Annotated in this window: 15 protein-coding genes and 1 pseudogene; 12 read left to right on the top strand and 4 right to left on the bottom strand. The window is 63.9% G+C overall.

All coding sequences use genetic code 11. From position 1 onward, the window contains the following. The first annotated feature begins 83 nt into the window (after nucleotides 1-83). Together EJ072_RS24120 and EJ072_RS24115 are read left to right on the top strand one after the other, a co-directional pair. Nucleotides 84-1,232, top strand: a complete 1,149-nt coding sequence (locus EJ072_RS24120; protein WP_126081617.1) for a hypothetical protein — start codon at nucleotides 84-86, stop codon at nucleotides 1,230-1,232. A gap of 24 nt (nucleotides 1,233-1,256) precedes the next feature. Continuing rightward, nucleotides 1,257-3,161 carry an ATP-binding protein gene (locus tag EJ072_RS24115; protein ID WP_126081616.1) on the top strand — a complete coding sequence of 635 codons (1,905 nt, stop codon included), beginning with the start codon at nucleotides 1,257-1,259 and terminating at the stop codon, nucleotides 3,159-3,161. Between the two features lie 43 nt (nucleotides 3,162-3,204). On the opposite strand, the gene EJ072_RS24110 is transcribed toward EJ072_RS24115, so the two are convergent. Beyond that, nucleotides 3,205-4,368: an IS4 family transposase gene (locus tag EJ072_RS24110; protein ID WP_126078352.1), complete on the bottom strand. Its 1,164-nt coding sequence runs from the start codon at nucleotides 4,366-4,368 to the stop codon at nucleotides 3,205-3,207. A gap of 160 nt (nucleotides 4,369-4,528) precedes the next feature. Between EJ072_RS24110 and EJ072_RS24105 the strand changes: the two are divergent. From EJ072_RS24105 to EJ072_RS24090, 4 genes and pseudogenes are all read left to right on the top strand, one after another. Beyond that, a pseudogene (locus EJ072_RS24105) lies at nucleotides 4,529-4,928 on the top strand (DUF559 domain-containing protein). A gap of 67 nt (nucleotides 4,929-4,995) precedes the next feature. Further along, nucleotides 4,996-6,303, top strand: a complete 1,308-nt coding sequence (locus tag EJ072_RS24100; RefSeq protein ID WP_126081615.1) for a DUF6638 family protein — start codon at nucleotides 4,996-4,998, stop codon at nucleotides 6,301-6,303. Between the two features lie 105 nt (nucleotides 6,304-6,408). After that, on the top strand, nucleotides 6,409-7,533 hold the full coding sequence (locus EJ072_RS24095) for a DUF2333 family protein (RefSeq protein ID WP_126081614.1): 1,125 nt from the start codon (nucleotides 6,409-6,411) through the stop codon (nucleotides 7,531-7,533). A 319-nt stretch (nucleotides 7,534-7,852) separates the two neighbouring features. After that, the gene (locus EJ072_RS24090) at nucleotides 7,853-9,532 is read left to right on the top strand and encodes a formate--tetrahydrofolate ligase (protein ID WP_126081613.1); all 1,680 of its coding nucleotides are present in this window, start codon (nucleotides 7,853-7,855) and stop codon (nucleotides 9,530-9,532) included. Between the two features lie 64 nt (nucleotides 9,533-9,596). On the opposite strand, the gene EJ072_RS24085 is transcribed toward EJ072_RS24090, so the two are convergent. Further along, a complete protein-coding gene (locus EJ072_RS24085; protein ID WP_126081612.1) occupies nucleotides 9,597-10,238 on the bottom strand; it encodes a cysteine hydrolase family protein in 642 nt (213 codons plus the stop codon). Nucleotides 10,239-10,363: 125 nt separating this feature from the next. Between EJ072_RS24085 and EJ072_RS24080 the strand changes: the two genes are divergently transcribed. Then, nucleotides 10,364-11,341, top strand: coding sequence for a helix-turn-helix domain-containing protein (locus tag EJ072_RS24080; protein WP_126081611.1), 978 nt, complete (start codon nucleotides 10,364-10,366; stop codon nucleotides 11,339-11,341). On the opposite strand, the gene EJ072_RS24075 is transcribed toward EJ072_RS24080, so the two are convergent. Further along, the gene (locus EJ072_RS24075; protein ID WP_126081610.1) at nucleotides 11,328-11,885 is read right to left on the bottom strand and encodes a sugar O-acetyltransferase; all 558 of its coding nucleotides are present in this window, start codon (nucleotides 11,883-11,885) and stop codon (nucleotides 11,328-11,330) included. The two genes, EJ072_RS24080 and EJ072_RS24075, sit on opposite strands and share 14 nt — an antisense overlap. 124 nt (nucleotides 11,886-12,009) lie before the next feature. On the opposite strand from EJ072_RS24075, the gene EJ072_RS24070 reads away from it, so the two are divergent. The 5 genes from EJ072_RS24070 to EJ072_RS24050 all read left to right on the top strand — a co-directional run bounded on the left by EJ072_RS24070 (nucleotide 12,010) and on the right by EJ072_RS24050 (nucleotide 18,535). Continuing rightward, nucleotides 12,010-12,471 (top strand): DUF4126 domain-containing protein, encoded by a 462-nt coding sequence (locus EJ072_RS24070; protein WP_126081609.1) that lies wholly within the window; start codon nucleotides 12,010-12,012, stop codon nucleotides 12,469-12,471. Then, nucleotides 12,468-13,844 (top strand): FAD-containing oxidoreductase, encoded by a 1,377-nt coding sequence (locus EJ072_RS24065; protein WP_126081608.1) that lies wholly within the window; start codon nucleotides 12,468-12,470, stop codon nucleotides 13,842-13,844. Before EJ072_RS24070 ends, EJ072_RS24065 begins: the two co-directional genes overlap by 4 nt. Nucleotides 13,845-13,963: 119 nt before the next feature. Next, on the top strand, nucleotides 13,964-15,136 hold the full coding sequence (locus tag EJ072_RS24060; RefSeq protein ID WP_126081607.1) for an MFS transporter: 1,173 nt from the start codon (nucleotides 13,964-13,966) through the stop codon (nucleotides 15,134-15,136). A 256-nt stretch (nucleotides 15,137-15,392) separates the two neighbouring features. Further along, on the top strand, nucleotides 15,393-17,582 hold the full coding sequence (locus EJ072_RS24055) for an anthranilate synthase (RefSeq protein WP_126081606.1): 2,190 nt from the start codon (nucleotides 15,393-15,395) through the stop codon (nucleotides 17,580-17,582). A 5-nt stretch (nucleotides 17,583-17,587) separates the two neighbouring features. Next, nucleotides 17,588-18,535, top strand: coding sequence for a cation diffusion facilitator family transporter (locus EJ072_RS24050; RefSeq protein ID WP_126081605.1), 948 nt, complete (start codon nucleotides 17,588-17,590; stop codon nucleotides 18,533-18,535). Between the two features lie 179 nt (nucleotides 18,536-18,714). On the opposite strand, the gene EJ072_RS24045 is transcribed toward EJ072_RS24050, so the two are convergent. After that, nucleotides 18,715-19,815: a hypothetical protein gene (locus tag EJ072_RS24045; RefSeq protein ID WP_126081604.1), complete on the bottom strand. Its 1,101-nt coding sequence runs from the start codon at nucleotides 19,813-19,815 to the stop codon at nucleotides 18,715-18,717. Between the last annotated feature and the right edge of the window lie 86 nt (nucleotides 19,816-19,901).

Here is a 19,901-nt window from a genome sequence, read left to right as displayed (position 1 = left end):
AAGGCATCCAAGCAGATATTCGTGGGGCACCCTACGAATATCTGCTTGGGCGGCGCCGCTGATATCGTCTCCACGGCAGTCCCATGACACCTGAGAACGACGCGGCGGCCCGCTATTTTTCCGCCATCACGGCGGCGCTGGGCGGACTGGAAGTGTTCATGCGCGACGACCGCTCGCCGCTTTACCGGCACGGCATCGTCGCCAGGATCGTCGCGGAATATATCGCGCGGCTGGACAAGTCCTTTGCCTGCTGGCGCAACCGGCTGGGCTTCATGGACACCTTCCGCATATCGCGCGCCGACAGCGGCTACCCCGTGTTCCAGAACCTGCTCGAATTGGAAAACGACCGCCAGCAGGCCGACGCCCGCCTGGCCAACATCCCGCAAGCCGGCGAGCTGCGCGAGGAGATGGCCGACTTCATCCTGCGCCACAAGGAGTTTCCCGAGGCGCTGCAGAAGTCGATGGCCGAGCGGCTCTATCTGGAGGACGTCAAGAGCGAGGCGACCTTCGGCCCCTTCACGCTTGCGCAGACGGCCAAGGTCTCGGTCAACCCGAAGACCATGCGGCCCTATTATCTCGTCCACTGGGCGACATTCGACGGCAGCGCCAACCTGCCGCTGATCTACATGGTGACGGTCGAAGACTCCTCCGAAAGCATGGTGCGCCAGCTTGTCGACGACAGCACCGGCAAGCTCAACGAGCGCGTCGACATTCCGCTTCCCGTCGATGGCCTGCTCAATCCCGAGCTTGCGCACCGCTTCGACGATTTCACCGAGAAGAATTCGGCCTACACGCTCTCGCCGGCAACGATCGCCGTCAATCTCGACAAGGATTTCGAGCCGCTGCATCCCAAGCAGCTGCGGCGCGTGGTGCTCGGACCCTTCTACTCGGCCGGCATTACCGACAACAATTCGACCGTGGCCGAGGTGCTCTCCAAAGTGCGCAAGCCCGAGAATGCCTGGCTGCTCACCTGGACAATCCAGGAGGTCTTTTCCAAGAGCGAGAAGCCCGGCCGCAGGGGTCTTTTCTCCAGCGAGAAGACGACGCAGGAATTCTTCATCAACACCGACGATCTCGAAGCCGCGCGCCAGGGCGTCTCGAGCTACGAGAACCACGCGCTGATCCCGCACGAGGCCTACCAGGCGCTCTATGCCGCGGGTGAAGCGCAGAAGATCTTTTCCGGCTACAAGGTCCACATCCTGTCCAACGGACAGGTCATCAGCGATGTATGATCGTCAAACCGCGGAGCATCCTTCATGGACACCGGCCTGACCACGATCTCGGAAGCCGCAATCGAGAAGCACCGCACTGTCGCGCAGAGTTTCATCACCCGCATCGTGGTGCTGGAGGACCCGTCGCGCGAATCCGGCACCGCGCTCGCCGGCACCAACCGCCGCTTCGTCTCGACCGTGTCGGTCGGCTCGGTGCGCCGCACGCGCGAGGTCGAGCTCACCAAGACGGTCGCAGCGATCCATCCCGACGACCAGTTGATGAGCATCCCGCAGCACACGCTGCTCTACCGCGCCCGCCGTGGCCTCGCTATCGCGCTCGCCATTTCGGATGTCTTCGCCGAAGGCTCGGACCTGGAAAGCCTGCAGGCCAAGAATGCCCGTGCGCCGCTGGAGGGCGACGAGGCGTCGACCTTCAAGAAGCTTCTCTCGGCTTCGGCTTACGTCTCCGCTTTCAGCTTTGCCTCCTATCTGTTCCAGCTGATCGACAGCGACGGCGAGGCGCCGAACGATACCGCCGAGCCCGACTTCCTGTTCGACACGCCGCAGGACGCGGTGAAATCGATCGTGGCCGGCCTCGACAAGGCGATCGCCGGCTCGAAGGACGATGCGGACCTGATGACGCGTGCTCGCGCCTTCGCCCGGGTCGCCATCGACGGGCTCTTGGCGCGCAAAGGCCGCTTCGACGGCATAGGCCCGTTCGAGAACGCGCATATCCGCATCGACGTCGACGATTTCACCCTCGACGGCTTCGACGTCGCGCCCGGCAAGCGCTCCAAGCCGCTGGTGATGACCTTCAAGAAGCCGGAAGAGGTTGTCGGCAACCACATCGCCAAATTCCAGTCGGTCAGGCTGGCCAAGATGCTGATGGCCTATGATTTCGAGCGCGAGCTGAACCCGTTCGTCGAGCTTGGCGGCTTCCTGTTCACCTTCATCGGCGACGGCGCGCCGGGCACCGGCAAGACGACGCTGATCCAGATGATCGCCGGGCTCGTCAACGGCTATTGCCAGGTGGCCGGCTATCCCTTCGCCTATGAGAATTTCGGCGTCGACCAGATCTCGTCCTATCAGGGTAAGTCCGGCCAGAACTGCCGGCAATTCATCAACAACGTGCTCAATCCGCGCGTCATCGGCTTCGGCACCATCGACGATATCGACCAGGTGGCGGCGCGCCGCTCCGACGACCGTGCCTCCGCCGGTCAGCAGGAGATCACCGGTGTTTTGATGGACGCCTTCGCCGGCGCCTCGACGGTCGTGCGCGGCAACTGCTCTTTCGGCATGTTCTCCAACTATCCCGAAAATGTCGACGACGCGCTGCGCCAGCGCGCCGGCGCGCGCTGGCTGGTCGACGGCCCGCAGACCCGCGACGACTATATCGACATCTTCGTGCTGCTTGCCGGCAAGAACCATAAGATCCCGCTTGGGGACCACGAGCTCTATGCCGCGCAGGAGATCCAGCGCGCCGTGGCCGAAGCCTATGAAGTGCATGAGAAGCCGCAGGAAGACGGGCTGATGAAGGTCTATGAGCGCTACATGAAGGAGAATGGCGCGCCCAAGACCATGGCCGATATCGGCACCTACCTGCACATGATCAAGGACGCCGAACCGCGCTTCACCGGCCGCGCCGTCAAGAACGTCACCGACGCGATCAAGATGCGCGCCATGGATATCGAGCTGCCGGACGACTGGTTCGAGAAGCCCGAAGCCTTCATGCACAAGAGCTACGACGACAAGAAGGCGATGATCGAGGAACTGCGCGGACCGTTCTCGATGGACATGGTCATGCAGGAGATCAACCGCTACGCCGATTCCGAATTCCGCTATTCCGACAAGTCGGATGATGCCGCGGTGGAGAAGCTCCTGCGCGACGCAAGGCTGCGCGAGCGCGCGGCGCGCGAGATGGAGGAGTTGAAGAAGAAGGGGGCGTGGTGATCTTTTCCTTCTCCCCGTGGAACGCAGGGCTGTCCGGGGAAAGTTAGACATAGTCGAGGCTCATCTGATCGGGAGAGCAGCGGGGGTACCTTCGACTTGGATTGACGGGCGGCGGTTTGTCGATGGCGGCGATGTGGCGCCGCTCGAACAGGCATCGTGTCACCAGGTCGGTGAAGCGCAGGATCGGCAGTGCAACGCGATATGCGCGCGCTGCAATGCGCAACAGCGCATAGGCGATCATGGCGGCGAAGAGCTGCAGGCGGATGGCGTTGTCATTGTTGCCGAGGAACTTACGGATCTTGAGGTGCTGCTTGATCCAGCGGAACAGGAGCTCAATCTGCCAGCGCCCCTTGTAGAGGGCTGCTATGTCGGCGGCCGAGCGCTCGAGATCGTTGGTCAGCAGCGTGATGGTGTCGCCTTCGTCTCGCTTCACGATGATGCGACGCAAGCGGATCGGCAGTTTGGAATCGCCTTTGCTGGCAAAGCTCACCTCGGCATCCTCAAGCACGGTGAAGCCATCGCCGTGCATGGCTGCGAGGGGACGATCGCACACCAGCTTGAGCCCCATGTTGGTTTTGGGCCGGGTGACGAAGAAGGCTTGCGCCGCCGCGATCGCCGTCCACCAGCCGTAGTGGCAGTAACCCTTGTCGAACACGTAGGTCGCACCGTCTTCGATAGAGATGGTGCGGCCGATCTGGGCGTCGTTGACGTTGGCATCGGTGATGTCGAGGACGCGCGGACAGTCGCTGTCTGGATCATAGACGATATGCAGCTTCATGCCGCGGATGCGGCCGTTCGACTTGGCCCAGTCGCAAAGCTTGCCGAGCGGGATGGGCGTGGAATCGATCAGCCGCAGCATGGCACTGCCTTCGCGACGCATCTGCCGGTCGAGTTGGCCTGCAAGCAGGGCGAACGTCTCGGCGAAGACGGCTACAGGGCGGCGCCGGTTGGCGTCCGACAAGGTCGAGCGCCGCAACAGGTCGCTGCCGAGGTGGTAATGGTGCTGGCAGTTGGCGTTCCAGCCGGCTTGCAGGCTGCGAAGGCTCGTCGCGCCGCTGAGCTGAGCATAGATCAACACCACGAGATGGTCCCAGCTCTTGAACGACTTGTCATACGCATCCCCGTCATGGCTATCCACAATCGTCTGGAAGCGGCGACGATTGATCGGTTCAACCAGCTTGCCAAGAATGCTAGGCGTAAAGCGCATGCCCCGTTCCCTTTCTGAGTCTCGACAACCAGAAGGTAGACGGAAAATCCCCGTCTTACGGGGCATGCACATGCGGCATTTCGATTCACCCGAACCTTTCCCCGGACAGCCCTGCGTTCACGGGGAGAAGGTGCCCGAAGGGCGGATGAGGGGCAGCGCCATGCGTGGCAGAAATGAGCCAAAGGTTAAGAGAGCCCGCGAGCTGCGGCAGGTCGAAAACGATGCGGAGGAACGGCTGTGGCATGAACTGCGGGGGCGGCGATTGAACGGCCACAAGTTTGTTCGCCAACTGCCGATCGGCCCTTACTTCGCGGACTTCGCTTGCCGCGGAGCCAATCTGGTTGTCGAGGTTGACGGCAGCCAACATGCCCGGTCGATACAGGGACGAGACGATGAACGGAAACGGTTGGTCCGTATTGAGGGTTTGGCACGCAGATGTTTTGACCAACTGCGCGAGCGTGCTGGATACGATTGTTGCGGCGCTGGATGGTCGGTTGGATCGAAAGATGATTGGGGTCGATGCGAAATTTCTGCCGGCCGCAAGATCGGAGCAAGGATGATGAGCATTGGCGCCGCCCCTCATCCGCCCTTCGGGCACCTTCTCCCCGTGAACGGGGAGAAGGAAAGATGAAGCCCACCGCCAAGAAACCCGACCTCCTGCGCGATAACGAGCTGATCTACGGCAGGCTGCTCGCCGTCGACGAGCCGCATCTCATCCAGCGCTACAACAAGGCGCTTGTCGCCTTCGGCCTCGAGCCGACCAGGTTGAAGAGCTTCCAGATCGACCGCACCGGCTTCTCGCCCGAGATCGCCGAGGAGTGCGGCGACTTCGACTATCTCGATCCCAACGAGGTCAACCGCCGCTTCATTATCCTGACGCCGTCGCAGATCGATCTGCCCGTGGTGCACACCGCCTTCTCCAACACCTCGCAGCTGATGTTCGAGTTCATGTCGAAGAACAGGCGCGCCATCGACGCGCTGACCATCAAGGACGTGATCTACGGCGAGATCGAGGACTCGGTCCCCAAGGTCAACGACATCGAGGACCTGCTTTCGATCAACCAGGTCGAGTTCAAGGTGCTGTCGGCCGAGGATGTGCTGGGAAAGGCGGCCGAGCTCGGCAAGCTGGTCGACCGGCTGAAGCAGGAGCCAGACGCCTGGCGCGACAATGCCATGCTGCAGCGCATGGTCGATCTGGCCAAAATCTGCGGCGACATCCGCGAGAACGCGCTGGTCCCCGACCAGGTGATCTTCCGCCACAATGCCTACTGGACCAGCCATTTCGGCGGCCTCTATGTCTTCGTCGATCCCGACATGACAACGGTGATCTGCGATCCGGCCGCTCCCGGCTTCCGCCGCTCACGCCCCTGGCAGGTCAGCTACCTGTCGATCAACGATGCCGACAAGGTTTTCCGCTTCCTTGCCGCCACCGGCCGCCTCGACCTGCCGCGCGCCTCGTGGATCGAGGCCTCCGGCTATCTCGAGCACCGCGCCGAGATGGTCGTGCGCGCGCTGATCCGCGATGCCGAGCCCAACCGCAACCTAACCGATGTTGACAAGGTCTGGCTGCAGACCTGGATCCACGGCCATGCCGACCTGATCGCCCAGGACGGGAACTTTCCCTTCCTCAACGCCGCCAAGCGCGAGATCGCCCAACTCGGCCATCTCAAGATCGAGGACGTGCCGCCGCGCCAGCGCTTCCTGGTCGTGCGCGCCAAGCCCGAACATCCCGATGCCTGGCTGACCAACCAGCTGATCTCGGATTTCGTGCCGCAGGACTTCGTCTCGCGCTACGTCTTCAACAAGCCCGGCTTCTACAAGGACTATGAGAGCTACAGCGACGCCTGGCGAAGCCATGTTGTGGACGTTCTGAAAACCACATATTTGAAGGACAAGGCGGCGTTCCGCGCGCGCCTTTACGGCCTGACTGACTAGAAGAGTCTGGGCGGTTTTCCGCCCGGAATTGCGCCAAAACAAAGGGTTAAGGCAGATCGCCGTTTCCCTTGAAACGGTGAAATGCTCTAAGGGGGTGCCACAGCCATGCTCGACCCAATCGTGAACTTCTTCACCCAGATCTTCCAGTGGATCGGCCGCGGCATCGGCTTCGTCATCGGCGTCATTCTGTGGCCGTTCATGTGGGTCGGCCGCTGGTACGGACAGCGCGGCTGGATCCTGAAGGCGGTGGTCGGTCTCGCCCTCCTGGTGCTGATCGGCCTCTACGCCAATTTCTTCTACGCCACGCAGTGGTGGAACAATTTCAACCCGAACTATCCCGACACCTACACATTCGAGAAGCGCAACGTGTCGGCCGGCGAGCAGGTCTCCGCCGGCGCTGGCACCGACACGGCCAAGACCTGCGGCAACTCGGCGATCGCCCAGGTCGCCGCCGACCTGACGGACTTCAACGTCAACCAGAATGCCTGGATCTCGTCGATGATCCTCTACAAGCTCGGCCTGTTCGGCATCGACTGGGACAACACGCCCTGGATGGACAACAAGGCGTCCTTCCAGCGCGGCATCAACCAGGCGGTGCGCCGCACCGCGACCGAGCTTGCCGACAATCTCGGCCGCGTGCGCACGACTTCGCAGATCGATGCCGACCTGCAGGACGCACGCGGCAATCTGCAGTTCGACGAGTACACCTGGTATTTCGGCCTGAACCCCTTCGGCCCCAAGACGCCGACGCCGAGCTACTATCGCGACGCGGTGCGCAAGCTGCGTTCCTTCAACGCCCGGCTCGCCACCTGCCAGGCGACGTTCGACGCGCGCGCCGACAATCTCAAGCAATATATCGACCGCATCGCTTCGGATATCGGCTCGACTTCGGCGATCCTCAAGGAGCGCGCCGAAAACCACAACAACGGATGGTTCGATACCCGCGCCGACGACCGCTTCTGGTTCGCCTATGGCCAGCTCTATGCCTATTACGGCCTCATGAAGGGCGCCCAGGCCGACTTCGAGGACGTGCTCAAGGAAAAGCACCTGCAGAGCCTGTGGGACACGATGGATTCGCAGTTCGTCTCGGCGCTACGCATCCAGCCCTTCATCATCGCCAATGGCCGCGAGGATGGCTGGCTGTTGCCGACGCATCTGACGACGATGGGCTTCTACATCCTGCGCGTGCGCTCCAACATGGTCGAGATCAGCAACGTTCTGACCCAATAGCACCGTCTCGGGCCGACAGGGCGATGGCGGATTTGCGCCGTGGCCCCTGTCGCTTTTCGCGCATTAGGCGGCTGTTTTGAGACGGCGAAACCGCCCCCGCTCTGGCTTCTATACGGCGCAACGACCGGGCCCGAGACGGCTGCCTTGGAAGAGGCCCGGCGACAGGAACACTCTTTCTTAACAGGAAACATAGTTGCATGGAAGTTGACGCCGCGCCAGCGACAAGGTTAGAACATGACCTTGCGTCCGGGCGGCGTTTCGACCATGCACGAATGATCGAACCCCTCCCCTCCACCGCCTACTCCAGAGGAAAGCCGTCATGGCCGAAGTGAAGTCCGACATCGAGATCGCGCGCGCCGCCAAGAAGAAACCGATCCAGGAGATCGGCGCCAGAATCGGCATCCCGACCGAGCATCTGCTGCCCTATGGCCACGACAAGGCCAAAGTCTCGGCCGAGTTCATCAGGTCGGTGAAGGGCAACAAGGATGGCAAGCTGATCCTGGTCACCGCCATCAACCCGACGCCCGCCGGCGAAGGCAAGACGACCACCACGGTCGGCCTCGGCGACGGCCTCAACCGCATCGGCAAGAAGGCGATCATCTGCATCCGCGAGGCCTCGCTCGGTCCGAATTTCGGCGTCAAGGGCGGTGCCGCCGGCGGCGGCCTTGCGCAGGTGGTGCCGATGGAGGACATGAACCTCCACTTCACCGGCGATTTCCACGCCATCACCACCGCGCATAATCTGCTGTCGGCGCTGATCGACAACCACATCTACTGGGGCAACGAGCTCGGCATCGACACCCGCCGCGTCGCCTGGCGCCGCGTCATGGACATGAACGACCGGGCGCTGCGCGAGATCATCTGTTCGCTGGGCGGCGTCGCCAACGGCTATCCGCGTGAAGCCGGCTTCGACATCACCGTCGCCTCGGAAGTGATGGCGATCCTGTGCCTTGCCACCGACCTCAAGGACCTCGAGAAGCGTCTCGGCGACATCATCGTCGCCTATCGCCGCGACAAGTCGCCGGTCTATGCCCGCGACCTCAAGGCCGACGGCGCCATGGCGGTTTTGCTCAAGGATGCCATGCAGCCCAACCTGGTGCAGACGCTGGAGAACAACCCGGCCTTCGTGCATGGCGGCCCGTTCGCCAATATCGCGCACGGCTGCAACTCGGTCGTCGCCACCACGACCGCGCTGAAGCTCGCCGACTATGTCGTTACCGAAGCCGGCTTCGGCGCCGACCTCGGCGCGGAGAAGTTCTTCGACATCAAGTGCCGCAAGGCCGGCTTGAAGCCGTCGGCGGCTGTCATTGTCGCCACCGTGCGCGCCATGAAGATGAATGGCGGCATCAAGAAGGAAGACCTCGGCAAGGAGAACATCGAGGCGGTCAAGAAGGGTTGCCTCAATCTCGGCCGTCACATCGAGAACGTGAAGCAGTTCGGCGTGCCGGCGGTGGTGGCGATCAACCACTTCACCACCGACACCGAAGCCGAGATCCAGGCGATGAAGGACTTCGTCAAGGCGCAGGGCGCCGAGGCGATCCTGTGCAAGCACTGGGCGCAAGGCTCGGCCGGCATCGAGGACCTCGCCCGCAAGGTGGTCGAAATAGCCGAGTCCGGCGCCTCCCAGTTCTCGCCGCTCTATCCCGACGAGATGCCGCTGTTCGAAAAGGTCAACACCATCGTCAAGCGCATCTATCGCGGCGACGAGGCGATCGCCGACAAGTCGATCCGCGACCAGCTGCATGCCTGGGAACAGGCCGGCTACGGCAATTTGCCGGTCTGCATGGCCAAGACCCAGTACTCCTTCTCGACCGACCCGAACCTGCGCGGCGCGCCCACCGGCCACACCGTGCCGGTGCGCGAGGTCAGGCTCTCGGCCGGCGCCGGCTTCGTCGTCATCATCTGCGGCGAGGTCATGACCATGCCCGGCCTGCCCAAGGCGCCGTCCTCGGAAAAGATCTTCCTCAACGAGCAGGGTCAGATCGAAGGCCTGTTCTAAACATTCTTTGAGCTGAAAACGATCAAGGGCGCCGTGCTGCCCGCGGCGCCCTTTGCTTGCCGGACTAGGCAGCGTTCCGCTTCAGGGCCCGCTGGTTCGATGCATAAATCGTGTCGCGTCCGGGCAGCTTCCCGGTCTTCAGACAGTCGATCCATTCGGCGGTCTTCAGCACCGCGGCGAAGCGCGACTGCAGAATGATCGTCACCACCCGGTGGATGTCCTCTGCCGACGCATAGCCGGCGCTGTTGGCATAGGGCACCGAGCCGCTGGAATCCGAAAGGAACTCGACGGCAAAGCCCATATGCACCGCGTGGATGATGGTCGACAGATCGCAATTGTGGGTCATGTAGCCGACGACCGCGATCGTATCGATGGCATTGGCGCGCAGCCAGGCTTCGAGATCCGTGCCGGTGAAGACCGACGGAAGCGTCTTCTCGACATAATGGTCGCGGCTGCGCCTGGCGATCTCTGGATGCAACTCGCCCCCGTGACTCCCTTTGGCGAAGATCGGCGAGGTCTCGGGCGCCATCTGCTTGACAACGACGACCTTGATGCCGGCCGCCGCGGCCGCGTCCATGGCGCGCGCCACATTGGCGACCGTCTCGGCGAAGGGCGGATGCTGGATGGCGAGGTTGCCGCCATCATAGTCGTTCTGGACATCGACGACGACAAGCGCGCGGCGCGGCTGGGTGGCTGGTGCTGACATGGTGGTTTTCCTTTCGACCGGGTTGGGGCGCAAAGCTAGGCGGATGTCCCGGTGGCCGAAAGTGGCCGATTGACATCATTCGAAAGAATTGGGACATTCGCCAATCCACGCAAACGATGTCAGCCATGAAGAATCCGATCATCGCCGCTGTCGCCTTCGACGGCATCAGCCCGTTCCACCTCTCCGTGCCTTGTCTGGTGTTCGGCGCCGATCGAACCAGGCTTGGACTGCCACGCTTCGACTTCCGCGTCTGCGCGATGGAGGAGGGACCCATTCACACCGATGCGGGGCTGAGCATCGTTGTGCCGCACGATCTTTCGGCGCTCAACGAGGCCGATATCGTCATCATTCCAAGCTGGAAGGACCTCGATGCCCCTCTGGCTGCGCCGTTCAAGGAGGCGCTGCAAGGCGCGCATAAGCGCGGCGCGCTGATCGTGGGTCTGTGCCTCGGCACCTTCGCCATTGCCGGCGCCGGATTGCTGGCCGGGCGTAAGGCAACGACTCACTGGGCCTATGCCGATCAACTCCAGGCGCTTCATCCAGACATCGCGATCGACGCCGACGTGCTCTATGTCGACGATGGCGACGTCATCACTTCCGCCGGCGTCGCCGCCGGGCTCGACTGCTGCCTGCACATCGTGCGCGCCCGCTATGGCGCGGAGGCGGCGCTGCGGCTCGCTCGTCACGTAGTGCTCTCACCGCACCGGCAGGGCGGCCAGGCACAGTTCATCGAGCGCCCGCTTGCGCCAACGCCAAACGCCGACCGGTTCGCCAAGGCCCTCGATGACGTGCGGGCATCGCTCGGCGAAGCGCACAGTCTCGACAGCGTCGCCGAAGCAGCGGGTCTCACCCGCCGCACCTTCACGCGCCGTTTCCAGAAAACCACCGGCACCAGTTTCGGCGACTGGCTTGCCGACCAGCGCGTCGCGCTGGCGCAGCGGCTTTTGGAGCAGACGGACAAGTCGATGGACCTGGTGGCCTTCGAAGCCGGCTTCGGCAGCGCCACCTCGCTGCGCCAGCATTTCGCCGCGCGGCTGAAAACCTCGCCGATGCAATATCGGCGGGAGTTTTCCAAGACCGCGGGGACGCTCAGCGCGGCGTGACAACCCGCGCCGGGTTGCCGACCACGGTCGTGTTGGCCGCCACGTCGCGAGTCACCACCGCGCCGGCGCCGACGATGGCGCCCTCGCCTATGCTGACGCCGGCGAGGATCACCGCGCTGCCGCCGACCCAGGCGTTGTCGCCGATCGTCACCGGTTTTGCGATCTCCAGCCCGGCCAGCCGTCCAGTGGCCTCGCGATGATGCTCGGCGCAGTAGATCTGCACATTTGGGCCGAGCAGCGTGCCCTTGCCGATGCGCACCGGCGCGGTGTCGAGGATGATGCAGCCGGAATTGAGGAAGACGCCGTCGCAGAGAAACACATTGAAGCCATAGGCGCAATGGAACGGCGCCTCGATGCGAGCCCCTTCGCCCGCGCCACCAAGCAGCGCCCGCAAAGCAGGCCCTATATTGCCACGATGCCGGGGCGGCAGGCTATTGTGCTCGAACACCGCATCGCGCGCGGCGAAGCGCTGCGCCTCGAGCTCATCGTCTATGCAGGTGTACCATTCGCCCGCCGCCATCTTCATGCGCTCGCTTGCCGACATGGCGACATCTCCCGATTTCGTTTGCACAACCGATTGTCGGACAAAAGCCCGTGGCCAAACGCCCAGCCTATGCTAGCCTGCCTTCATGGAACCGTGCGAGGTTCCGATTTTGAGGGGGTCGATCATGCTTTACCTGCTTGCACTGCTGATAGGTGTCGTTGCCGGCCTGCGCGCCATGACAGCGCCGGCCGCCGTCGCCTGGGGTTCTTATCTCGGCTGGCTGCCGGTCGCCGGCACCTGGGCGAGTTTCATGGGCCACTGGATTGCCGTCGGCATCTTCACCATCCTGGCGATCGTCGAATTGGTCACCGACCAGTTGCCGTCGACGCCGAGCCGGAAGGTGCCGCAGCAATTCGGCGCCCGTATCGTCCTGGGCGCCTTCACCGGCGCAGTGCTCGGCGCGACCGGCGGCGCCACCATCGGCGGTCTTATCGCCGGCGCCATCGGCGCGGTGATCGGCACGCTGGGCGGAGCCGAGGTGCGTGGCCGGTTGGCCGCCGCCTTCGGCAAGGATCCGCCCGCAGCCTTCATCGAGGACGCCATTGCGATCGTCGGCGGGCTGCTGATCGTGGCTGCCGTCGCATGAGCGCCAAAGCCTTCGACGCCATCGTCATCGGCGCCGGCCAGGCCGGCACGCCGCTCGCCGGCCGGCTCAACGCGGCCGGCATGAGCGTGGCGCTGATCGAGCGCAAGCTCATCGGCGGCACCTGCGTCAACACTGGCTGCATCCCGACCAAGACGATGGTGGCGAGCGCCTATGCCGCGCACCTCGCCCGCCGCGCCGCCGATTATGGCGTGACGGTTTCCGGTCCCGTCGCCGTCGACTACAAGGCCATCAAGGCGCGCAAGGACAAGGTTTCGGGCGCGTCCCGCACGGGGCTCGAGACCTGGATCGCGGGCATGGAGAAGTGCACGCTCTATCGCGGCCACGCGCGCTTTGAATCCGCCGACACCGTGCGTGTCGGCGACGAGCTGCTGACCGCGCCAAAGATCTTCCTCAACACCGGCGGCCGCGCCTCCGTGCCCGACCTGCCCGGCGTCCACGACATCCCCTATCTCACCAATTCCTCGATGATGGATCTCGATGTCCTGCCCAGCCATCTGATCGTCGTCGGCGGCAGCTATATCTCGCTCGAATTCGCGCAGATGTTCCGCCGCTTCGGCTCCGAGGTCACGGTGATCGAGAAGGCGCCGAGGCTGACCGGCCGCGAGGACGAGGACACGTCCGCCGCCATCCAGGCCATTCTCGAAAATGAAGGCATCACCGTCCATGTTGGCGCCGGCGACATCGCGTTCGCCAGGAAAGGCAACGAGGTCGCCGTGACTTTCTCCGCCGGCCAGCCGCCGGCGGTCGGCTCGCATGTGCTGCTGGCGCTCGGCCGCGTCCCCAACACCGACGATCTTGGCCTCGAAAAAGCCGGCGTCGAGGTCGACCAGCGCGGCTTCATCGTCGTCGACGACCTGTTGCGCACCAGCGTGCCCGGCATCTGGGCGATGGGCGACTGCAACGGCAAGGGCGCCTTCACCCACACCTCCTACAACGACTTCGAGATCGTCGCGGCCAACCTGCTCGACAACGATCCGCGCAAGGTCACCGACCGCATCGAGGCCTATGCGCTTTACATTGATCCGCCGCTTGGGCGCTGCGGCATGACGGAAGCCGCGGTGAAGAAATCCGGCCGCCGCGCGCTGGTCGGCCAGCGGCCGATGACGCGTGTCGGCCGCGCGGTCGAGAAGGGCGAGACGCAAGGCTTCATGAAGATCCTCGCCGATGCCGACACCGGCGAGATCCTCGGCTGCACCGTGCTCGGGCCAGGCGGCGACGAGGCGATCCATTGCGTGCTCGACCTCATGTACGCCAAGGCCCCGATCTCGACGCTGGCGCGCGCCATGCACATCCACCCCAACGTCTCGGAACTGCTGCCGACGATCGCCCAGGAGCTTAAACCGCTCACCTAGGTTGTTCGTCGCGACCTCGCTCTCCTCTTTCTGCATTGCTGCGTTGCAACAATGACGCTTGTGCGCCGGCCAGGTTCAAAGTCAGTCTCGATCTTGAACCGATTCAGACCGGACACCCCATGCCGCTGCCGATCCTGGCGCTTGCCATTGCCTCCTTCTGCATCGGCACCACCGAATTCGTCATCATGGGCCTGTTGCCGGAGGTCGCGGCCGACCTTGGCGTCTCGATCCCTTCGGCTGGCCTTCTGGTCACCGGCTATGCGCTCGGCGTCGTCTTCGGTGCGCCGATCGTGGCCATGGCAACGGCGCGCCTGCCGCGCAAGCCCGTGCTTGTCGGCCTCGCTGCCCTCTTCGTCATCGGCAATCTCTTCTGCGCCATCGCCCCGAACTACTGGCTGTTGATGGCCGCGAGGGTCTTCACCGCCTTCGGCCACGGCGCCTTTTTCGGCATCGGCTCCGTCGTTGCGGCGAGCCTCGTGCCGCGCAACAAGCGGGCGAGCGCCATCGCGCTGATGTTTGCCGGCCTGACGCTGTCGAATATCCTGGGCGTTCCCGCCGGCACGGCGCTGGGTGAAGCCTTCGGCTGGCGCGCCACTTTCCTCGCCGTTGTCGGCATCGGCCTCGTCTCGGTCGCGGCCATCGCCTGGCTGGTGCCGTCCAACGTCGCCGAACCCAGCGGCGGCGGGCTGGTCGGCGAATTGCGCGTGCTCGGAAAGCTGCAGGTCTGGCTGGCGATGCTGATCGCCTCGCTCGCCTCCGCCAGCCTGTTCGCCGTCTTCACCTACATCAAGCCGTATCTGACCGACGTCTCCGGCCTGTCGACGGCGACCGTGACCTGGGTGCTGCTGCTCTTCGGCGCCGGCATGACCATCGGCAACGTCATCGGCGGCAGGCTGGCCGACTGGAAGCTGATGCCGACCGTGATCGGCACGCTGCTCGCCATGGCCCTGCTGTTCGTCGTCTTCGCCAAGCTCGGCGCGATTGCCGGGGTCGCCGTCGCCATTGTCTTCCTGTGGGGCATGCTGATCTTCATCGTCGTGCCGCCGCTGCAAATCCGTGTCGTCGAGGCGGCCGCCGAAGGACCGAACCTTGCGGCCACGCTGAACCAGGGCGCCTTCAATGTCGGCAATGCCGGCGGCGCCTGGATCGGCGGCCTCGCCATCTCCTGGGGTGTCTCCTACGCCAACCTGCCGCTGGTGGGCGCCGCACTCGCGCTTCTGGCCGTCGCGGTGGCCGTGCTGTCGCAATCGCTCGACCGCCGCGCGATCCTGGAGCCGCAGCCCGCAGAATAAAGCTCCCTGCGCGGCAGCCGATTCACCTCGTCCGACGATTTCCTTGATTCCGCTTGCCGATCCAAGCATTCGCCGCTATGGGAGTCGGCATGAACATGCGTTCGAACAAGACCGTTTGGTGGTGGGCTCGCTGACAGCGGCCGGTTCGTGCGTGTGCGCGTGAAAATGAGGGTGGCCGCAGCGGAATGTCCGGGCGGCCATTTGTTTTTTAGAGCCATTCCCGGGTCCGTTGCCCAAAACGCTGATGGAGACGGCAATGACGACTAAAGTTCTGGACAACGGGGCGGAGCGCTTCGTCACCGCGGGCGGCGTGACCATCACCCGCGAACGGCACGACAGGCCCTATGAAGGCGCGATCGACGCCTATGTAGACGGCCTGAATTCACGCCGCGGCGCGGTGTTTTCCTCGAACTACGAGTATCCGGGCCGCTACACGCGCTGGGACACCGCCATTATCGATCCGCCGCTGGTGATCTCCGCGCGCGGCCGCGCCATGCGCATCGAAGCGCTGAACAAGCGCGGCGAAGTGCTCCTGCCTGTGATCGGAAAGGCGCTTGGCGCGCCGAGCGAAGTGACGATCGCGGAGACCTCGAAGACGCTTATCCGCGTCGATGTGGCAAAACCCGGCCGCGTCTTCACCGAGGAGGAGCGCAGCCGCGTTCCGTCCGTCTTCACCGTGCTGCGCGCCATCACCGCTTTGTTCAAGACCGCCGAGGACGCCAATCTCGGCCTTTATGGCGCCTTCGGCTACGACCTCGCCTTCCAGTTCGATCCGGTGGACTACAAGCTCGAGCGCAAGGAAAGCCAGCGCGACCTGGTGCTGTTCCTGCCCGACGAGATTCTCGTGGTCGACCATTATTCGACCAAGGCCTGGACCGACCGCTACGACTATTCCGGCGAGGGCTTTTCGACCGAAGGCCTGGCGCGCGATGCCCATGTCGAGCCGTTCAAGACCGCCGACCGCATCCCGCCGCGCGGCGACCACGAACCGGGCGAATACGCCAACCTGGTGCGGCGCGCCATGGAAAGCTTCAAGCGCGGCGACCTGTTCGAGGTTGTGCCTGGACAGATGTTCTACGAGCGCTGCGAGACCCAGCCCTCCGACATCTCGCGCAAGCTGAAATCGATCAACCCCTCGCCCTATTCCTTCTTCATCAATCTCGGCGAGAACGAATATCTAATCGGCGCTTCGCCGGAGATGTTCGTGCGCGTCAACGGCCGCCGCGTCGAGACCTGCCCGATCTCGGGCACCATCAAGCGCGGCGACGACGCCATTTCCGATAGCGAGCAGATCCTGAAGCTGCTCAACTCCAAGAAGGACGAGTCCGAGCTCACCATGTGCTCGGATGTCGACCGCAACGACAAGTCGCGCGTCTGCGAGCCAGGCTCGGTGCGCGTCATCGGCCGCCGCCAGATCGAGATGTATTCGCGCCTGATCCACACCGTCGACCACATCGAAGGCCGGCTGCGCGAAGGCATGGACGCCTTCGACGCCTTCCTGTCGCACGCCTGGGCGGTCACCGTCACCGGCGCGCCGAAGCTCTGGGCCATGCGCTTCATCGAGCAGAACGAGAAGAGCCCGCGCGCCTGGTATGGTGGCGCCATCGGCATGGTCAATTTCAACGGCGACATGAACACTGGGCTGACGCTGCGCACCATCCGCATCAAGGACGGCATCGCCGAGGTGCGCGCCGGCGCCACACTGCTCTTCGACAGCGTGCCCGAGGAAGAAGAAGCCGAAACCGAACTGAAGGCATCCGCCATGCTCTCCGCCATCCGCGACGCCAAGACCGGCAACGCCACCGGAACCGAGCGCACCACCGCGCGCGTCGGCGACGGCGTCAACATCCTGCTCGTCGACCACGAGGACTCCTTCGTCCACACGCTGGCCAACTACTTCCGCCAGACCGGCGCCAATGTCTCCACCGTGCGCACGCCGGTGCCGGAGGAAGTCTTCGAGCGGCTGAAGCCCGATCTCGTCGTGCTGTCGCCTGGCCCCGGCACGCCGACAGATTTCGACTGCGCCGCCACCATTAAGAAAGCGCGCGCCCGCGACCTGCCGATCTTCGGCGTCTGCCTCGGCTTGCAGGCGCTGGCCGAAGCTTATGGCGGCGAATTGAGGCAGTTGCACATCCCCATGCATGGCAAGCCCTCGCGCATCCGCGTCTCGAAACCCGGCATCATCTTTTCTGGCCTGCCAAAGGAAGTGACCGTCGGCCGCTACCACTCGATCTTCGCCGATCCGGTGCGCCTGCCTGATGGCTTCGTGGTCACAGCCGAGACAGAGGACGGCATCATCATGGCCTTCGAGCACCCCAAAGAGCCGATCGCCGCGGTGCAGTTCCATCCGGAATCGATCATGACGCTCGGTCACAATGCTGGCATGCGCATCATTGAGAACATCGTCGCGCATCTGCCGCGCAAGGCCAAGGAAAAGGCCGCGTAGGGACGATGACCCAGGCGCGGGACACGACGACGGCCGCGGCGAAAGCCGCGACCAGGCAGAAGGTCGCCAGGCTCGCCTTCTGGTCGATCGTCGTCGCCTTCGCCGTGCTCGCCCTCAAGGTGGCCGCCTGGTACATCACGGGCTCCGTCGCGCTTTATTCGGACGCGGCGGAATCGATCGTCAACGTCATCGCGTCGGCAGCCGCCTTCTGGGCAATCCAGGTCAGCTACAAGCCCGCCGACCAGGACCATCCCTTTGGCCACCACAAGGCCGAATATTTCTCGGCCGTGCTCGAGGGGGTGCTGATCGTCGTCGCGGCGCTGCTGATCCTCAACGAGGTCTGGCAGTCCTGGCAGCATCCGGCCCCGCTCGAGCAGCCCTGGAAGGGTCTCGCCGTCAACAGCTTGGCGACCATCGTCAACGCGATCTGGGCCTGGACTCTGATCCAGACCGGCCGCAACGCGAAATCGCCGGCGTTAGTCGCCGACGGCCAGCACATCATGACCGACGTTGTGACGTCCGTTGGCGTGCTCGGCGGCCTTGTCGGCGCGGTGCTCACCGGTTGGCAGATCCTCGATCCGGCATTGGCCGTGATCGTCGCGCTCAACATCCTGTGGCAGGGCTGGCATGTGATCGGCTCGTCGATGAACGGCCTGATGGACCGCGCCGTCGATAGCCATGAGAACATGCAGATCCGCGACATCATCTCGGCCAATTCGAAAGGCGCGCTCGAGGTGCATGACCTGAAGACGCGCATTGCCGGACGCGCCACCTTCATCGAGTTCCACCTTGTCGTCGACGCCGACATGACCGTCGGCGCCAGCCATGTCATCTGCGATCGCATCGAGGACGCGTTGAAGGCCGAGATCCCCTCGGTGCGCGTCACCATCCATGTCGAGCCGGACGACGAGGCCAAACTGCCGAAAGGCACGACCGCGGTGCCTTTCGCTTAGCAGAGCGCGAAGGTCTGTCGAGATTCAGGTCAGGCCGAGTCGGAGTCGAAGACGGGCGCGAAGCGACCAGACAAGATGGCTTCCGAGAGCCGGAGCGGAGCGTACTTGAAAGTACGTGAGCACCGGAAGGGCAGGAAGCCGTCGTTCGCAGGCCGGCCTCACCTGAATATCGGCAGACCTTACGGAGCACACGCCGACTGCGGCATCGGCTGCAGCCGATAAACCTTGTCGTCGGACTTGGTCTTGCCGTCCGCCGCCTTCGAACAGAGATCGACAACCGCCACCGCATTGTTGGGGTTCGCGACCATCATCGTGCCGTTGGGCCCGCGCTTGAGGAAGATCTCCTTCTGCGAGATGTCGCAGGAAAAATCGCTCATCTTGGAGCTTGCCGAGCAGCGCCACTGGTCGGCCTCGCCCTGGCAGGAATAGGTCTGCGTGACCTTTTTCCCCTTCTGCCTGGTCGTCACTGAAACGGCAATGTCCGCCCCGTCGGGCCAGGTCGCGGCATCGCCGCCGGCCGCGAAGGAAGCGAGCTCGACCGGCCCGCGGAAGACGCGGATCGATTGCGTCAGCTGGTTGGGATGTGTTTTGAGATGCGCATCGTCATAGTCGCGCCCGAAGCAGAACGGCTGATCCGGCTTCAGGCGCACGCGCAGCGGATCACCCAGCGCCGGGTCGATGGGGTCGATGCGTGTGAACTCCGCCTTGCAGGTCTCGGCCGGCATCGGATCCAGCTTGAAATTGTCGTCCTCGCTGCCCAGCGCCTGCCTGTTGTACTCGGCTTTGCCGAGGTCCTCCTCCGCGCCAGCGTCGAGATACACATCAGGCTGTACGTTGGAGAGCATCAGCCGGCCCTTGTCGTCGACTTTCAGCGAGGCGAGCGTGCGGTCGCAATCCATGCCGCAGCGGATGCCACTCGCCTTGTCGCTCGGATCTTCCTTGTTGCACCAGCCGGCCGCCCAGTCGGGCTTCTTGGCGCCGCGCACGGTGGTGGTGAGGAAGCCGTTATAGGAAGTATCCTGGTTGGCGGGGGGTTCTTCGTTCGGCCGGCTGACCGGATCGTCGCCATAGAAAAAGAAGATGCGCGCCACTTTCTGGTGCGGATGCGCCTTGAGATGGGCGGCATCGTAGATACGGCCGAAGCAGACATCGGCACCGGTCGGGCTGAGCTCGGGAAGTTTGGGCGGCTGTTCGGCGCGCGCCGCGCCGGCAAAAGCGGCAAAGGCGGCGCAAAGCGCAACGCCCGCCATGGTCCTCCCCACAACGGCCTTCGATGCCATGCGATCCTCCTCCCACCGACAGGACTGCTTTATGGTAGTCTAGGAGACCCGCCTGGACCATGCAAAATCGCGCGAGCAGGCCGGCA

The sequence above is a fragment of the Mesorhizobium sp. M2A.F.Ca.ET.046.03.2.1 genome, from assembly GCF_003952425.1.
In the GTDB taxonomy this organism is placed as follows: Bacteria; Pseudomonadota; Alphaproteobacteria; order Rhizobiales; family Rhizobiaceae; genus Mesorhizobium.
Note: the sequence above shows the minus strand (reverse complement) of the source record. Positions and strands in the feature narration are given on the sequence as shown.

Bases quoted from the DNA above. Each gene is read 5' to 3' on its own strand.
- EJ072_RS24120 (WP_126081617.1), top strand. From the start codon at position 84: ATGACACCTGAGAACGACGCGGCGGCCCGCTATTTTTCCGCCATCACG.
- EJ072_RS24115 (WP_126081616.1), top strand. From the start codon at position 1,257: ATGGACACCGGCCTGACCACGATCTCGGAAGCCGCAATCGAGAAGCAC.
- EJ072_RS24110 (WP_126078352.1), bottom strand. From the start codon at position 4,368: ATGCGCTTTACGCCTAGCATTCTTGGCAAGCTGGTTGAACCGATCAAT.
- EJ072_RS24100 (WP_126081615.1), top strand. From the start codon at position 4,996: ATGAAGCCCACCGCCAAGAAACCCGACCTCCTGCGCGATAACGAGCTG.
- EJ072_RS24095 (WP_126081614.1), top strand. From the start codon at position 6,409: ATGCTCGACCCAATCGTGAACTTCTTCACCCAGATCTTCCAGTGGATC.
- EJ072_RS24090 (WP_126081613.1), top strand. From the start codon at position 7,853: ATGGCCGAAGTGAAGTCCGACATCGAGATCGCGCGCGCCGCCAAGAAG.
- EJ072_RS24085 (WP_126081612.1), bottom strand. From the start codon at position 10,238: ATGTCAGCACCAGCCACCCAGCCGCGCCGCGCGCTTGTCGTCGTCGAT.
- EJ072_RS24080 (WP_126081611.1), top strand. From the start codon at position 10,364: ATGAAGAATCCGATCATCGCCGCTGTCGCCTTCGACGGCATCAGCCCG.
- EJ072_RS24075 (WP_126081610.1), bottom strand. From the start codon at position 11,885: ATGTCGGCAAGCGAGCGCATGAAGATGGCGGCGGGCGAATGGTACACC.
- EJ072_RS24070 (WP_126081609.1), top strand. From the start codon at position 12,010: ATGCTTTACCTGCTTGCACTGCTGATAGGTGTCGTTGCCGGCCTGCGC.
- EJ072_RS24065 (WP_126081608.1), top strand. From the start codon at position 12,468: ATGAGCGCCAAAGCCTTCGACGCCATCGTCATCGGCGCCGGCCAGGCC.
- EJ072_RS24060 (WP_126081607.1), top strand. From the start codon at position 13,964: ATGCCGCTGCCGATCCTGGCGCTTGCCATTGCCTCCTTCTGCATCGGC.
- EJ072_RS24055 (WP_126081606.1), top strand. From the start codon at position 15,393: ATGACGACTAAAGTTCTGGACAACGGGGCGGAGCGCTTCGTCACCGCG.
- EJ072_RS24050 (WP_126081605.1), top strand. From the start codon at position 17,588: ATGACCCAGGCGCGGGACACGACGACGGCCGCGGCGAAAGCCGCGACC.
- EJ072_RS24045 (WP_126081604.1), bottom strand. From the start codon at position 19,815: ATGGCATCGAAGGCCGTTGTGGGGAGGACCATGGCGGGCGTTGCGCTT.